The sequence below is a fragment of the Chryseolinea serpens genome (assembly GCF_900129725.1).
Taxonomy (GTDB): Bacteria; Bacteroidota; Bacteroidia; order Cytophagales; family Cyclobacteriaceae; genus Chryseolinea; species Chryseolinea serpens.
Map to the genome: position 1 here is coordinate 418,691 of NZ_FQWQ01000003.1, position 15,892 is coordinate 434,582.

General features: G+C 47.2%; 10 protein-coding genes and 1 tRNA gene. 3 read left to right on the forward strand and 8 right to left on the reverse strand.

Going from position 1 to position 15,892, the window contains the following annotated elements; translation table 11 throughout:
* Nucleotides 1-43: 43 nt before the first annotated feature.
* Nucleotides 44-3,367, reverse strand: coding sequence for a two-component regulator propeller domain-containing protein (locus BUB30_RS21530; RefSeq protein WP_073138069.1), 3,324 nt, complete (start codon nucleotides 3,365-3,367; stop codon nucleotides 44-46).
* Between the two features lie 532 nt (nucleotides 3,368-3,899).
* Here BUB30_RS21530 and BUB30_RS21535 point away from each other — a divergent pair.
* The 3 genes from BUB30_RS21535 to BUB30_RS21545 all read left to right on the forward strand — a co-directional run bounded on the left by BUB30_RS21535 (nucleotide 3,900) and on the right by BUB30_RS21545 (nucleotide 7,017).
* The gene (locus BUB30_RS21535) at nucleotides 3,900-4,802 is read left to right on the forward strand and encodes a TolB family protein (protein ID WP_221408773.1); all 903 of its coding nucleotides are present in this window, start codon (nucleotides 3,900-3,902) and stop codon (nucleotides 4,800-4,802) included.
* A 28-nt stretch (nucleotides 4,803-4,830) separates the two neighbouring features.
* The gene (locus BUB30_RS21540) at nucleotides 4,831-5,700 is read left to right on the forward strand and encodes a helix-turn-helix domain-containing protein (protein ID WP_073138071.1); all 870 of its coding nucleotides are present in this window, start codon (nucleotides 4,831-4,833) and stop codon (nucleotides 5,698-5,700) included.
* Nucleotides 5,701-5,814: 114 nt separating this feature from the next.
* Nucleotides 5,815-7,017: an epoxide hydrolase family protein gene (locus BUB30_RS21545; RefSeq protein ID WP_245804149.1), complete on the forward strand. Its 1,203-nt coding sequence runs from the start codon at nucleotides 5,815-5,817 to the stop codon at nucleotides 7,015-7,017.
* Nucleotides 7,018-7,437: 420 nt separating this feature from the next.
* Here the strand turns inward: BUB30_RS21545 and BUB30_RS21550 are convergent, their stop codons facing one another.
* The 7 genes from BUB30_RS21550 to BUB30_RS21580 form a co-directional block, all read right to left on the reverse strand.
* Nucleotides 7,438-10,827: a two-component regulator propeller domain-containing protein gene (locus BUB30_RS21550; protein ID WP_073138074.1), complete on the reverse strand. Its 3,390-nt coding sequence runs from the start codon at nucleotides 10,825-10,827 to the stop codon at nucleotides 7,438-7,440.
* A gap of 552 nt (nucleotides 10,828-11,379) precedes the next feature.
* Nucleotides 11,380-12,333, reverse strand: coding sequence for a hypothetical protein (locus BUB30_RS21555; protein WP_073138076.1), 954 nt, complete (start codon nucleotides 12,331-12,333; stop codon nucleotides 11,380-11,382).
* 783 nt (nucleotides 12,334-13,116) lie between these two features.
* Nucleotides 13,117-13,198, reverse strand: a tRNA-Leu gene (locus tag BUB30_RS21560).
* 185 nt (nucleotides 13,199-13,383) lie between these two features.
* Complete coding sequence (locus BUB30_RS21565) at nucleotides 13,384-14,133, reverse strand: SDR family NAD(P)-dependent oxidoreductase (RefSeq protein WP_073138078.1); 750 nt, start codon at nucleotides 14,131-14,133, stop codon at nucleotides 13,384-13,386.
* Nucleotides 14,134-14,140: 7 nt separating this feature from the next.
* On the reverse strand, nucleotides 14,141-14,854 hold the full coding sequence (locus BUB30_RS21570; RefSeq protein ID WP_084138297.1) for a hypothetical protein: 714 nt from the start codon (nucleotides 14,852-14,854) through the stop codon (nucleotides 14,141-14,143).
* 162 nt (nucleotides 14,855-15,016) lie between these two features.
* The gene (locus BUB30_RS21575) at nucleotides 15,017-15,301 is read right to left on the reverse strand and encodes a winged helix-turn-helix domain-containing protein (protein ID WP_073138080.1); all 285 of its coding nucleotides are present in this window, start codon (nucleotides 15,299-15,301) and stop codon (nucleotides 15,017-15,019) included.
* A gap of 12 nt (nucleotides 15,302-15,313) precedes the next feature.
* Nucleotides 15,314-15,886, reverse strand: coding sequence for a hypothetical protein (locus BUB30_RS21580; protein WP_073138082.1), 573 nt, complete (start codon nucleotides 15,884-15,886; stop codon nucleotides 15,314-15,316).
* Nucleotides 15,887-15,892 lie beyond the last annotated feature (6 nt).

Below are 15,892 nucleotides of genomic sequence, written 5' to 3' on the forward strand. Positions count from 1 at the left end.
GGGGGACGCATTGGATATATTTCATTCGATCGTTCTCCCCATGCTAGTTCATCTGCGGATGATGGTTTTTTTTGAAGAAGAGATGGAAAGTCGTACCCTCATTGACCCTGCTTTCTACTTCAATTTTGCCGCCCAATGCAGTCATCTGGGTTTTCACCAGGTACAGTCCCATACCTTTTCCTTCAATGTGAAGATGGAAACGACTGTATAGGTTGAAGAGCTTGTCTTTGCATATTGCCATGTCCATACCGAGTCCATTGTCTTGTACGGTGAGATGAAGGTGTTCATTCACCAGCTCTGAACATATACGAATCACAGGCCTCCGGTTGGGATGACGATATTTGATGGCGTTGCTGACCAGGTTCAATAGGATACTATCGAGATAGGGTTTCACCGTCCAAAGCGTAACGCCTTTCGAAAAGTCTTCGTACAGCGTTGCTTTTCTATCCTCTATTTCTTTCTGCAGGTTTATTTTGACGAGGCGCAGTTCTTCTTCAAGGTTTATCTGCACAATCTCAGACGTGGAATCCCGGCGCAGTTCCAGTATGGTATTCAGGTCCCTTACGACACGATCAAGTTCCTCTGTGGTGATCATCATTTTGTCAATGATCATGCGCGATTCTTGCACATCACTTTTGCTGATTTCCAATATATGCCCCAGTCCGAGTATCCGGGCAACCGGCGCGCGAAGGTTATGCGCGGAAATGAACGCGAATTGCTCCAGTTGCTGGTTATATTCAACTAAATCGTGGGTACGTTCTTCAACCTCCGCTTCGAGTGTTTCGTTGCGTTTTATGATCTCATTGTTCTGTTCCTCGATGATCTGTCGGGCTTTTTGCAATTCAAAATTCTGCGCCGACACGATATCGCGTTGTGCCGATATTTCCTCCTGGCTCTGGATAAGTTCTTCGTTTTGTTGTGCCAGCTCCTCGGTTCGTTTGTATACCTGCAACTCCAGCATCTTGTTCTGCTTTTTGATGCTGCCCACGCGCAGTCTGTAGATCGACACCGCGACACCGGTCAGCAGAATAACGCTCGCCAGTTTTGCCCACCATGTGCGCCACCACGGTGGCAAGACGCGGATGACCAGCATTGCCTCTTGCTTGCTCCATACGCCATCATTATTGCTGGCTTTCACCTTGAACGTATAGGTGCCGGGATCAAGATTGGTAAACATCACCGAGCGCTGGTCGCCTACATAATTCCAGTCGGTATGAAATCCCTCCAATTTATAGGCGTATTGATTTTTAGACGTGGCGGTAAAGTTCAATGCAGCATACTTCAGTGAGAAGAAGGTGTATTCGGAGGGAAGGGTGATCTCACGGGTTTCGCTGATCTGATGCTGTAGCATGCCACCAAAATCGCCGGGCTTTGCCGGCTGATTGAGGATCCGAAGTTCACTAATGTAGACACTGGGTGCGAAAGGATTGTCGCGCACACTGTCGGGGTTAAAAATACAGATTCCCTTGCCGCCAAAAAGAAGTTGCCCGGTTGGGTTACGCATGCACACATTGGGATTAAAGGTGTCGTCGGAAAGCCCATCGGCGGCATCATAGTTGCGAAACGCACCCGTCGCTGGATTGAACCGGGATAGGCCATCGGCGGTGCTCAGCCAGAGGTTGCCCGCGTCATCTTCCAGGATGGCCTGTGTGACATCGTTGGGTAATCCATCGTGTGTGGTGTATCTTTTTTTAAACACTCCATCGACGAGCAGATGCAGACCATTCCGGGTGCCGATCCACAGTTGGCCATGACGATCTTCCAGCAGGCTGTTGCACATGCCGCCGACTTGTATGGAGTCGGGATGGGTTGCTGTTTCAAACCGGGTCAACTCCTTTTGAAGGGGATCATAACATAAAACTTCTTCAATCGTGCCGATCCAGATCTTGCCTTTTTTATCCTCGTAGATCGTTCGCATGTAGTTATTGAATTCGAAACGATTTTCGCGAACATGGTCAAACGTGCCTGCACGTTCATCGGTGAGTATGTTCAGACCGTCATAGGTAGCCACCAGCAGTTGCTGTGTTTTTCCAGACTGCGAAATGGAAAATACATGGGGATTGGAAAGACTCCCTTTGCGGTTTTCATCCGGCATATAGTGAATGAAATTATCGTGGGCCTCGTCAAAGCGATGCAGGCCGCCTCCCCAGGTGCCTATCCAAATGCGCTGTTGCCGGTCTTCGTAGACGGCGAGTATAGGGTTGGTCTGCAAGCTTTCTTTTGCTGCTGTATGTCTGTAGTGTTTTATACCTTGGGAGGATTTCACGATCAGCCCGTCTTCTGTACCAATCCAGAGGCGGTTCTTTGAATCCTGAACGATCGCCGTTATGTTTTCATTTTCCAGGGGGATATTCAGTTCCATGAACTTCTCCTGTAACCGGTCAATCACCGCGATCCCATTCGAAAATGTGCCCGTCCATATTCGTTCCTGCCGGTCTTTGTAAAGCGCGTGGATAGAGTTGCCGGGCAATGACTCCGGGTCGTTCTTGTTCGCTTGAAATGTTAACAGTTCATTGGTAAGGGTATTCAACCGGCAAAGACCACCGTTCTCCGTGCCCACCCAAAGGTAGTTTCCATCCGCACAAAGGTCCAGCACATTATCGACCGGCAATGCCGGATTCGAATGGGTGTTATAGAGCGTATTGTCATTTGTTGCCGGGTTATACTTTTGCAAGCCCTCACCGGCAGCAATCCACAGGTTGCCTTCCCGGTCTTTTACGGCGCGGTGAAACTTTTGGGAGGGACCCTGCCGGTGGATGGTTTTTTGTTTCAAATCCCAAAGGAAGAGACCCGTTCCGCGGACACCCACCCAGAACGCATGATCCGATGCCGGAATGAGTGCGTGCACCGGGCTGCGCGAGTTGAAAAGTTCAAAATACCGGTGCCGGTTCGTTTTCTTATTGATTTGGTTTACAAAAGCTTTGCCGTGGCGTATGCCTCCAATCCATACGCTGGAGTCATCTTCATGGAACTCGCTCACCTCACAGTCAAACGAATAGGATGACAGCCGTTTGAAATTGTCCTGCTGACGATTATAGATGTGAAGCCCGCCGCTGCTCGTGCTTACCCAGAGCACCCCACGGCTGTCTTCAAATATCTTTAGAATGACATTTTTTAGAAGACTGGTGGAATCGTTCGCGTCATTGCGATATACAGTAACTTCATAACCATCGAACCGGTTGAGTCCATCTTCCGTGCCCACCCATAAAAAGCCACGCGAATCTTGCAAGATAGATGACACATGTGGATTGGACAGCGTCATGGAGGTCTTTGAGAATTTGACTTTCTCTAAGGGAGCTTGTGCAAAATCCTCCCACGCCAAAAAAAGGAGAAACCACAATATATAAGGGGCGCTTGTCTTAAGCATAATTGTGTTTCAAAGGGAATTAATGAATATACACATTTTTAGGCAGAATATGGGGATTGACCGATCTTGATCCAATGGCTTTAGGGCAGCATTACAACAGGGGGACTTGTCGAAAATGATGTGGGGCGCCGGACGAAATGGCTACCCATACTGATGAGACCAAATGTACTACGTGGGTATAATTTTTTGGCCGCGTTTTTCGCAATTGAGACGAATGGCACACGTTTTTGAGACCTTTAGGTATGGGTGGGAACATTTAATTTTAGAGTGTTCTCGTTTAGTGGAGATTTTGGTTACAATTCTGCTTGTTAAACGTAAAGGCAGGATTTGATGAATCCATAGAAGCTGTGTCGATGCGCGCAGAGGTTTCTATGTGCCGGGTTAGACTCCTTGGCCATCGCATGAGACGAATCGATACCACGGATACATGCCGTCTGCCATAATTTTTAAAGGCAACAAAAAACTTTGCCAAGTAAAAGACGTTAGATGGTCATATTAGTTTAAAGCAACTGGATCGTGATCGTCTATGGTTATGGATAAATCCGTGAAGCATCTTTTCCTGGTAGCCATCACGATATTGATGGTCCAGTGCGCCCGTGACCAGCGACGCCATACTTCCGTTAACTACCCCCAACCTTTGCCCGATTCTGTCGCCATGCCTTTCCTTCCCGGAATTGTGAGCGGCGACTCGCTTGACTTCAATGCAGCCTTTTCTTTGGATGGAAATCGTTTTTATTTTTCAAGATCAAGCCATAGCAAGTGGATGATCTACATGACCGAACTGCGGGAAGGCGCATGGAGCAAACCCGTGTTGGCACCCTTCACTGAAACCGAGTACTCGCAAGCCGACCCCTTTGTATCCCGCGACGGAACGTTATATTATATTTCCAACCGGCCACGAAACATCGGCGACACCATCCCGGATTACGATATCTGGCTTGTCCGCCCTCAATCCGACGGTTCATGGTCCAAGCCCGAAAATCCCGAAGGCGTAAACTCGGACAGTACGGAGTACTACATGTCCCGTGCGGAAAATGGCAATTTGTACTTTGCATCCAATCGACCCGGGACGCTGGGATCGCACGACATCTATGTAAGCCGGTATCTCAATGGCGGCTATACAACTCCCGAAAATCTAGGACCTGCCATCAACTCGGCACAAATGGAACATGATCCGATGATCTCACCCGATGAACAATACCTTATTTTCACCTCCGTTGATCGGACGGATTCATATGGCAGCGGCGATCTGTACTATTCACAGCGCAACAACGATGGTACGTGGAGCGCTGCAAAAAACATGGGGGCCAAATTCAATACGAACACCTACGAATATTGCACCTATCTGACACCGGACGAGCAGTATCTCTTTTATAGTACAGACTACGATGTGAAATGGATCAGCACCCGGCACTTGCCCTGGATGTTACCTTGAAAGCCACCTCCCCCCAAAAAATATTGACATGCAGAAAAAATTCAATCTGAAATCTTTCAACTTGTATGAATTTTTAAAGCACCAAAACACGCATGGTTTTAACGTGCCATTTTTCTTGGCAGACCGGCATACCTACAAGAACGCACACGTCAATTTTCCTTTCCGGACATTTGCCTATGGGCTGGGCATTACCTACACCGGCGAAGGCGATGTGTTTAAGATCGGCAGCACGGATTATTCTCTGAAAGCGCGAAGCCTCACGACCGTCGGGCCTGGGATGGTCTGTCAATGGGCGGGTAATTACACGGCAGAACACGATACGGTTTATTTTACGGAAGAACTATTTGAAGGCATACAGGCGAAATCATTTTTGCATTCGCTGTCCTTCTTCTTTCACGGAGGTAATCATGTGATCCAGCTGACCGACGAACAGGTAAAAAAGATAGAATCCTTGTTCGGATTGCTCAAGGTATTAAAAGACGACAAAGAGGCTATTCCGGGAGTCGTTCATTCTCTCCTGGTGTTGGCAAATTCATTTCATTCCGCGCAAAATGGGAAAGGCAAGAGTCCACAGGGCTCCAGAAGCGAAGCGATCGCCCGGGAGTTTAGAAAACTGGTGGCCCACCATTTTGCCCAGCATAAAGGTGTGGCATTTTATGCCCGAAGCCTGAACATCACACCCAAATACCTGAGCGAAGTCCTGCAGGTTGAGTTGGGCAAGTCGGCCAAAACCTTCATCGACGAATTTGTGACGCTGGAAGCCAAGAGCCTGTTAAAGCAAACCACGATGTCCATACAGGAAATATGTCACTGGCTCGGTTTTGAAGACGCCTCCCATTTTACCAAGTCATTTAAAAAGCTGGCAAAAATTACCCCTACGGAGTACCGCAAGGGATAAGCGTCATTGTCGCCTGAACACAGGGAAGGAAACCGAAATTTGTACCATTTCTCCCGACAATTCATCTAACCGCCAACGGGTTTGAAACATAGCTTTGTTTAAAAACAGTCCCCTATGAACAAGCTAAACGCTGTCATTTTCGCCCTGCTCACGCTGGGCAGCATGAGTTGTTATTCACAAACAAAAAAGACACCCGCAATGAAAAACGTAACAGAATTCAAAGTAGCCGTCTCTCAACAAGTATTGGACGATTTGAAAAACCGGTTGCAGAATACCCGCTGGCCGGGCGAGGCCGAAGGCTCAGGCTGGAATTTCGGCACCAGCGAAGCGTATTTGCGCGGCCTGGTTCGTTATTGGCAAACCGAATACGACTGGCGCAAGCAAGAATCCTTGCTCAACAAATACCCGCAGTACATCGCCGAAGTGAACGGTGTGAAAGTTCATTTTCAATACATCAAGGGCAAAGGTAAAAATCCGAAGCCGCTGATTTTAACACACGGCTGGCCGGACAGCTACTACCGTTTTCATAAGATCATTCCGCTGCTCACCGAGGGCGAGCAAAGCTTCGATCTGGTAATTCCCTCCATCCCTGGTTTTGGTTTTTCGGAAAAAACCGCCATGACCAGCGAAGCCGTGGCTGACCTATGGAAAGTGCTGATGACAGAAAATCTGGGCTATGAAAAATTCTATGCTGCCGGCGGCGACATCGGCATGGGCGTCACCAAAGCCTTGGCGTCGAAATATCCCGCAGTAGTGGCGGGCGTGCATTTTACCGACTTGGGTTATCCCATGGGGCAGGAAGATCCTGCCACCATGACTGAAGCCGAAAAACAATTTGCACAGTTCGTGCAACAATGGTGGTATGCCGAGGGGGCCTATGCCATGGTGCAGGCCACCAAGCCACAATCGTTGGCCTACGGCTTGAACGATTCGCCCGTGGCGCTTGCCGGTTGGATGCTGAGTTTCGTCAACGCCGGTGCAACACCCGAATTAATAGAGCCGGCATTCGGCGGCAAGGATGCATTGCTCACCAACATCATGATCTACTGGGTGACGCAAACGGTCGCCACCTCGGTCAGAATGTATAAAGCAGATGCCATTGCTCAGTGGGGTGGTTCGCAACCCTTGAAGAAAAGCAACGTGCCGGCAGGGGTGTCCGTATTTCCAAGAGAGGCGCAATTTCCGAAAGAATGGGCAGAGCGTTTTGTAAATGTAGTCAGCTATAAAAAAATGAAAGAAGGCGGACACTTCGCAGCCCTCGAAGTGCCCGACGCCTTTGCCGAGGAACTAAAGAATTTCTTTTATAGCATCAAATAAATCGGCTGTTATCTCATAAGCGTAGTAACGGAGGTAAAGCATCTTGATCAATTCTTAGCGTTGGAAGCGAGAAAGTTATTTTACCTCCAGCTATGAAGCCATCGAACCAGCGATTGCTGGTTCGATTCGGATTTCCGAGGCCGAAGCCACGGCCGCCATTCTGGTAAAGGTGAAACCCGACCGGCCGGTCCGCGTTGAACCAGGAGCCAATAACTCCAAACTGACCGCGTCAAACCATTTGAGAATACGAATCGTATTCTCCTTTTCTTCGCCGGTATCAAGGCATTTTGCGATCTGCCTGCCAGCGTATGTCCTGTTATGGAAATAGCTATGAATATCACTTCAAAAGAATACAGTGATGTTGGTTTGATGATAAGCCATATTTATCGGTTAGACAGCGGCGCGTCCCTATGATCAAGCTTATTTTTTTCGGACATAAATATTTTCATGGGGAATAGCGACGGTGAATTTAGTCCATTCGCCTTTTTCAGAATCGACATAAATTTCTCCATAAAGTTTTTCAACCGTTTCCTTTACGATGTAAAGCCCGAGGCCCGATCCCTGCGATCGATCAGTGGCACGGAAAAACATTTCAAATACACGACTGAGGTAGTGTTTATCAATGCCGATGCCATTGTCTTGCACCTCAAGTTTCCAAATGGTTTTCCCATTTTCAAATGTTACCCGCCCGATATTTGATTCTTTTCGATCATCACGGTATTTAATGGCATTGCCGATCAGATTGTTCAAAATGATTTTAAACCTTTTCCTATCGGTTCTAACGCTTGCATCCTTATTAAAATTGATGACAAAATTCATGGCGTCCATTCCTGGATAAAACTTTAAATCAGAGATGCTTTCCTGGATCAGATCATGCACGTTCACTTCTTCATAGGTTACTTCTAAATTTGAATTTTGCGAGTATTGCATCATATTTAGGACTACATCCTCGAGCTTTTTGACGCTTCGTTCCATGTGATCGATATAGACACCGATGTCCGGATTCTGATTTTGTCTTCGTGCCAGTTCAATCAGGCCTGTCACGGATTTCATGGGAGCGATAAGATCATGCGAGGCACTGTACACAAAGGCATCCAGTTCTTTAATCGTTTTATTAAGTTGGTGAATGGTCTCATTTAACTTCTCCGTGCGCTGATCGACTACCTGTTCCAGGGATTGATTGATCATTTGCAGGCTTTGTTTTGCTTCACTTAACTGGATATTCTGCTCGGTAATCATTTGCTGCTGCGCGGCCATTTCATCGTTTTGTGCTATCAGCTCTTCATTTTGTGCCGCCAGATCGTGGTTTTGTTTTTTAATTTCCTGCCCCTGCTGACTTACCAACTGTTCCAATTCTTTCTTTCGTTGGCTGAGTTGGTAGGTGCGATAACGACTAAAGCTGTAGGCCCCTATGACAAAAAGAAGAAATGCAAGCCAGCGAATATAGGTGGTGCGCCACCAGGGTGTTTGAATGGTTATGGTCAACGATTTCTCCGGACCCCATACCTTGCCATTAAAGGAGGCCCTCACCGTGAGGGTATACGATCCCGGATCAAGATTGGTAAAGGTGACGCTATGATCTTTACCTGTTTTTTGCCAGTCATCATCGAAACCTGTAAGCTTATAGGCATAGATTATTTTGTCAGGTGATGAAAAGTTAAAAGCTGAAAAGTGAAACGTAAGTAATCGTGAATCAGCGTGTGGCAAATCGAGTTGCTGCGTTTCGGTTATGCTTTGTTTTAATAGGTCACTCCCAGGTTTTATTTGCTTATTAAAAATGCTAAAATCCGTAAATACGATTTCTAACGACCCACGATTGTCTGAGATGGCATGGGGTCTGAAAATATTAAAGCCATGTGTGCCCCCGAATAATAGACGACCGTCTGATGTTTGCAATGCAGCGTTCCGGTTGAAGGTCGTGCCCTGGACTCCATAGTTGGCGTCAAATACTGTAAAAATGGTATCCGCTTCATTAAAATGAACCAGACCTTTGTTGGTACTTAGCCATAAACTTCCAGGCTCTCCTTTTTCGACAGAGAGAACGACGTTATCGGGTAGCCCATCACGTTCATCCAGGACGTGGAGGGAGCGGGTGAGGATGTTATATTGGCAAAGGCCGCTTCCATAGGTGCCGATCCATATTTTCCCATCATCCTCCAGTAGGGCTTTCACCCGCAGATCGGGCGGTGGCCGTATCGGGCCATCTTGTCCTTTGATCTCGATGACTGAATCGGATGCGGGTAGGTAGGCCATAAGTAAACCATACGATCCAACCCACAGCGTGTGGTCAGAAGAAATAAGAATTGTTTGTGCCTGAATGTTTTTGAAAAGCTTGTCAATATTTCCTTTCAAGGGGTGATCAATGTGATGGCAGATTCCTGTCTTGGGATTGAACCGGTTGACGCCACGGTTTGTCCCAAGCCACAGGTACCCCAATGAATCTTTCTCAATATCCCACACGGTATTGGCGGCAATCGAAGTGCGATCGCCCGGTTCATGTTTGAATTGCTTCCAGCCTCCATGACCATCCAGATAAATCAATCCATTTTGAAACGAACCTATCCATAAACCCAGTCCGTCACTTTGCAAAGCGGTTATCACATTCACATGGGCTAGTTTTTCAGGCAATGCATAACGATGAACAACGCCGTCCCTTAAGTAATGAAGCCCTCCTCCATCTGTACCTATCCAAATTGTCCCATCGGTTGATTCTGTAAAAGCTGAGACGGCATTGTTGCGCAATGAAAGGTCATTAAAAAAGTCTTTCCTATACAACTGAAATTGAATAGGCTTATTTTCGTGATAGTTCACCCCTCCGTTGTAGGTGCCAAGCCACACATTTCCATTCGGTTCAATGAAGATAGAGCGAATCGTATTGTAACTTAAACTGCGATCATCAAATTCTGAGTGCAGATAACACCGTGAAATGTTGTTTCCGCGCATCAGCACATTTAATCCACCACCATCCGTGCCGACCCATAAATTGTGTTCCTTGTCTAGGGCAAGGGACCAAATATCATTGTTATTGGTTCCACCATTTTCCCGGTTGTAAAAGGTTGTTTTTTTTGTAACGCGATCGAATCTTCCAAGCCCGTTACCCTCTGTTCCGAACCACAAATCATTCTGATCAATTAAAAGCGATCTTACAGGAGTCTTGTTATAGAATGAAGAGATTTGTTGGTTTTGTAAATTCAGAATTTTTAGGCCCTGAAGGGTGGCTATCAATAAACTATCACCTGCGATTTTAACATTCCATACCGTTTCGTTGTCGAGTTCTGGTTTTTTAAAATCAATTATTACTTGCCTGGATAAATCAAGGTACCTTAACCCTGCAACAGTACAAGCCAGCCACAAGCGGTTCCTTTTTTTATCGAGTGTGGCATTGGTGTAAACCGTGCCGGGAGGGTTGTTTGCTTTATATACCTTGAATCGTTCAAGCGAGCGATCAAAATAGCTAATACCAGACACCGTTCCGACCCACAAATTGCCGGTGGCTTCTTCTTCCTGAACGAAATGAACCACGTTATGACTGAGGGAACTGGAATCTGCAGGATCGTGACGAAACGTTCGAAACTCGGCAGCGTCGAAACGACTTAGTCCGTCTTCAGTGGCCATCCACACAAAACCACGTGTGTCGCGAAGGATACTATTTACAGAGGGTTGTGGCAAACCCTGGTCAGTAGAAATCCGCTTAAAGAATAACTGATCAGGAACGAGACTTTGAGATTGCGCATCACACGGCAAATGTGCCAATGCCGCCAAGAGTATCAGAACATGCTTTTTTTTACTTATTTTCACGTCTACAGGCATTACATACAAGTTAAGGTTTTTTTTAAACCTGTTTCCATTCTGACTGAGGGGGTGTCGCCTGGAAAGCCTTTGATTTGGTGTTGACAACAAGTATGCCTTTTGCTAAACCTCAAATTCTCCTTATCATTTTCTAGCTATTTTTCAAATTCCACGTATTTCATTCTGAGCAATCAAGCTATGGGGTTTCGCTTTTTAAGGGCCTCTTGCCGATAGTTCATATTTTGAATTACGTTGGCAGGAAGTCAAAGAATAACTTCATCTCTACATTTGTCTTCACCGTGCGGCTACAAACAGAACAGAGGGGATCTATCTGATGCGCCGTGATTTTTCGACAAACCAGAATCCCACAAGAGGTCGATACTTTGCTAATTCATGTATTGAAGGACTGGCGAACGAACGCAGGTATTAATAGTTTCGGCAGTGAATGGTGCGCACGATTTGAAAACGTGTTGTGTAGCACACACACTGGCCAATTCGAATGCATTCGAGGTTTTTAGGTGGCGAATCGCCGGTAAATATCCTATGCGTTGAAGATCTTCACGTCGGGGAAAGTCAGTATTTATTCACCAGGGAGATATCATCGATGTAAGCAGTTCCGGTGCTTCGGCCATCCATCAGCAGAAAAATAGAAACAACGGAGACGTCTCGCGGAAAGTAGTGTAGATCTATGGTGTACTCTTTAAAGTCCTGGGTGCCGGTAATTTTTTTTGAATAAACATAAAAAACGTTGGTGTCTTGTGCGTCGAACCCTTGCAATTCGAAATCCAATCCCGGGCCCGTGACATCTTTTGTCATCACCTTCACGGTAAGCGTGAGCGCTGAACCGATCGTGACATTACCTGGACTCAGATCGTATCGCCAGAAGGAAATTCCGGATCCGGCAGCATTTGCCTGGATTGAAAGCGAATGCCCGGCCGAAACAAATGCCTCATGGCTGACAACGCCCGCGTGATCAATTAGTCCAGTAGTTCCAAATTTCCATGCATTGACCGCAGCGACAGAATCCTTCAAAATTTCCACACGGTTTGGTCTATCGACGTGAGCCCATTGGGGTTCGGGCGTGGTCATGTCAAATAACTCGTCCAGATAGTAGGCTTTTTTATCCAATGTGCTTTCATTGTATAGGCCAAATGGATTCATATACATGATGCTTTGATGATCGCCGTTTGATAATTGTGTGTTGGAATGAACACGACCCAAAACGGCGTGCCCCAGTTCGTGAAACGTTAATAATTCCTTATCTATATCGGTCCTTGAATTCCAGCAATCATCCGAATACTTGATCTGAACATGTTCGGGCCTGACCGTGCCATAACCACAATAATTCGGAGGGTCGGTTTCCGATACATATGCCATCGTAAGATTGCTGACATCAAGCGTAATTCCCCGTGCCCTGGCCTCGGCTACAAAACGATCAACATAAACAGACAAGTCAGGTTGAGGCGCATCATCTGAGGAACAGGCAACGATAAAAAACAGAAATGGAGTTAGCTTATTTATACGCATCGCTCAACGGGTTCGGCATTTCAAAATGGCGTTCTTTCTTCGTCATGGGGCACGTCGCCTTAACTCAACTGGCAGACTACTCCCGCGAATATCGCTCTGAGGGATACGGAATATACCTCGTGCTATGGTTGGGTCAGCTGGACCACACCAAAAATCCAAAACCGGATCTTCAAGGGAGAATTCCAACTTAGCGGTGGAGATGTTAACCCTCCTGCGCGAAATTTTCGGGATAAAATTTCACCAATGATTAAAATCATTGTGGTGGACGTTTCGATACCCCATTCCCCAAGAAAGATACAGCGGAAACGCAAAATGAAGAAGCCTTGATCTTTGATTCATTGAAGCCTTAGCCATCGATCTATGTCCAGCCTGGTCGCGATGATGTAAGTCCTAGAGCATTTTGGCTAAGCCGCGTTACGTAGCGCGCGATCCCGAATCGTATCCAGTTCGGCTCAATCTTTTTTTATACCATGCTGATTATCAGTCATTTAAAACATGTGAACAGACACACCGATTACTATCGGGGACGTGCGCCATCTACCAGCCGATAGCTACCGGGGACCGTCACGTTAGTTATATTGACTCGTGAAAGCTTCCGTCATTTCTTGGAAAGTTGTCGCCTTTAGGCTGGGGAAACTACAGCTAAGGTTTTTTCATTTGAAATGCGCTCCTTGGCAGTGGTAGAAAAATTTTTTCTCAGAACTGAGAGTAGTGGGGCAAATTCGATTTTCAATAAAAAAGCCTCACGGACTGTGAGGCTTTAACCTGCTGATACTGAGGTAGTACCAAAGGTGGGAATCGAACCCACACACCTTTCGGTACACGATTTTGAGTCGTGCGCGTCTACCAATTCCGCCACTTTGGCTTGCTCCATGGTTTCCAAATAACCCCGAAATCTGCTCAATTTCGCCGTTTTTGGACTTTATGGATCTGCTTTCGCAATTCAGCACGTCATGCTGAAGGCAAGCGAGGGGCAAATTTAGAAGAAACTTTTAAATATCTCGTGGTCCAGCCCAAATGCCGTTGAATTTTTGTCGGGTGAGTCGTGCGCTATCCGGCAGTGACACCGCCGTCGATGGCCAACGCAGCCCCGGTGATGAAGGTGGATTGGTCGCCCGCGAGGAATGTGATCAAGGGAGTAATATCTTCTGGCGTTGCTATTTTTCCCAACGGCATGGCGGCCGCGATTTTTTCATACATCCCCGGCGTTCTGTTCACACCCTGCAGCCATTGTTCAGTAGCCATCGCGCTAACCACAAGTGCGTTCACTCGGATTTGGTTGCGTGCTTGTTCCAGGGCAGCCGCTTTTGTCAGACCGATCACCCCGTGCTTGGCAGCAACATAGGCTGCTATTCCCTGGGCAACACCTTTCACCCCTGCCGTGCTGGCGGTGTTGATAATGCTCCCCCCGTTTTTTTTCATGGCCTGGATCTCATACTTCAAGGCATGGAATGTTCCGGTCAGATTGAGCATGACGGTGTTCATGAATTGTTCGCTGCTCATCCCTTCAAGCGGCCCGAAGGATAGATTGGCGCCGGCGTTGTTGAAAGCAACATCGAGTTGGCCATGCAAGCGGATCGTTTCGGATACCAGATGTTCAACTTGTTTTTCGTTGGTTACATCGGCCTGCACAAAAGTGGCCTCGCCACCCTTTGACCGGATCTGCGATTCAATGCTGCTTCCTTCCGTTGTGCGCCTTCCACAGAAAACGACCTTGGCTTCTAAATCTGCAAATGCTTTGACGGCGGATGCGCCCAATCCGGAGGTGCCGCCGGTGATCAGTACTACTTTATTTTTCATGGTTGAATTATTTTTCCTTCGAGTGAATCGATTCTGTTTTGCTTTTCGCCAGTGTGAATCCGGTGCTGATCATCCAGAGGTAGGCACCGAACCGGACCACGGGCAGCAGATAGCTGGCCTGCTCAATCACCAGGCTCAGCGTTGAAAGCTCGGCGATGCCGGCCAGGATCAACCCCAGCCAAGCCACCCACTTCGGTGCATATCCGCCCAAAAGACAGGGTACGGAAATTCCCGCCAAGAGCAGACCTACCGCCGCGATATGGGCTACGCCCCCGGTTGCAAATCCGAAAAGTTGCAGCGCGTGCATTAGCGGCAGATCGTTGGCTACTCCGGGTTGCGACAGCAACCAACTGCAAAGGCTCGAGAAGGTGATGAGCAAAGAGGCCGTGATGCCGCCGAACAGGGCAATATTCACACCGGTGGCCGTCACCCCCAGAATTCTAAGCCTGCTGGTCACGGCGGCGGTAAAGAGTCCAAGCGGTATGGCGGCGCCAAACTGGAAGAGCGCATTGAAACGGATAGCATTCGGGAACTGCTGGAAGATTTGTTGCGCCTGCTCCGGGGGTGCGAAGGGCCTTGGAAATCCTGACCCCTGCGATAAAATACCAAAGAGGATCAGGCTGACAATAAACAAGCAGACATAGATAATGGCGATGATGCCTGGGTGCGGCCCTCTATGCGTATCATAGGGAGACCGGGTGGGGTGGGTTGCTTCATACATAAAATATAGTTTTAGAATGACGAAATGATAGGTTTTTAAAAAGGGCACTTTTTAGGAAAGACGCAGCGTGCTGTATTTTATTTTACATATAAATGTAGTTTGTATTGCAAACTAAAAAATCTATAAAAAAGCACCGAAGTGCTGGTGTAGAAATTTTATGCGTTATAAGTGCAGATACTTCTTAATGTCCTCTACATATTTCTCAAACGCTTTTTTTCCTTTGGAAGTCAGTTTGCAAATCGTGTGGGGATAGTTTCCTTTAAACGTTTTGGTTACTTCGATATAGGCCGCTTCGTGTAGCTTTTTGATTTGGTGGCTCAGGTTGCCCTGGGTCGTGTTGGTTATTTCCATGAGATATGCAAAATCCGCCTGTTTCGTTTTGATCAGTGCCGACACAATGGCCAGGCGCACGGGAGTATTTAAAACGGGGTCCAATTCATTGTACATGCAGGATGCCCGTTATACTTTAGAATGTTTCAATAAATATCCCGGTATCAGGTAGCCGGTAACCACGGCGATTCCCTGCAAAAGGGGTTTATAAACGTCTGGGGTAAATACACTGGCCACAGCGAAAAGCAAAAATAAGACACCACCGACCACAAGCGGTCTGAAGCGCAGCACCAAACCGGAAACCATCGTGCCGATGCCGCCGATCAGCAGCGTATAGGTAAAGGGAGGCTGGGTGATGACCACATTCATGGCGACCACCGTGATAAAGCTGATGCCCAATACCAGCCACATTTTTTTTAGATAGTATCCCATATAGGTTTCAGTCTGATGACTCCTGCGGGCATAATGCCGAACGGATAGAATGATTCCGGTCAGCACCAATACCGGGAAAGGAAGAAAGAACCATTGGAACGATGTGTAGGCCTGCAGTATAAAAAATGAAAGGCTGGCAATCGCGATCAGCCATCCCCACAATAGAAATAGAAAGCCATGCGCTTTGACATTTTCCTTTGTTTTGGCGATCGCCTCGGTGATGATGTGCAGGCTCTGCACGGGGTCTAATTCGTTTTCTGCGGTTTCCATAGCGCT

Coding starts and splice junctions, on each gene's coding strand:
- BUB30_RS21555 (WP_073138076.1), bottom strand. CDS start 12,333: ATGCGTATAAATAAGCTAACTCCATTTCTGTTTTTTATCGTTGCCTGT.
- BUB30_RS21580 (WP_073138082.1), bottom strand. CDS start 15,886: ATGGAAACCGCAGAAAACGAATTAGACCCCGTGCAGAGCCTGCACATC.
- BUB30_RS21570 (WP_084138297.1), bottom strand. CDS start 14,854: ATGTATGAAGCAACCCACCCCACCCGGTCTCCCTATGATACGCATAGA.
- BUB30_RS21565 (WP_073138078.1), bottom strand. CDS start 14,133: ATGAAAAATAAAGTAGTACTGATCACCGGCGGCACCTCCGGATTGGGC.
- BUB30_RS21530 (WP_073138069.1), bottom strand. CDS start 3,367: ATGCTTAAGACAAGCGCCCCTTATATATTGTGGTTTCTCCTTTTTTTG.
- BUB30_RS21540 (WP_073138071.1), top strand. CDS start 4,831: ATGCAGAAAAAATTCAATCTGAAATCTTTCAACTTGTATGAATTTTTA.
- BUB30_RS21550 (WP_073138074.1), bottom strand. CDS start 10,827: ATGCCTGTAGACGTGAAAATAAGTAAAAAAAAGCATGTTCTGATACTC.
- BUB30_RS21535 (WP_221408773.1), top strand. CDS start 3,900: ATGGATAAATCCGTGAAGCATCTTTTCCTGGTAGCCATCACGATATTG.
- BUB30_RS21545 (WP_245804149.1), top strand. CDS start 5,815: ATGAACAAGCTAAACGCTGTCATTTTCGCCCTGCTCACGCTGGGCAGC.
- BUB30_RS21575 (WP_073138080.1), bottom strand. CDS start 15,301: ATGTACAATGAATTGGACCCCGTTTTAAATACTCCCGTGCGCCTGGCC.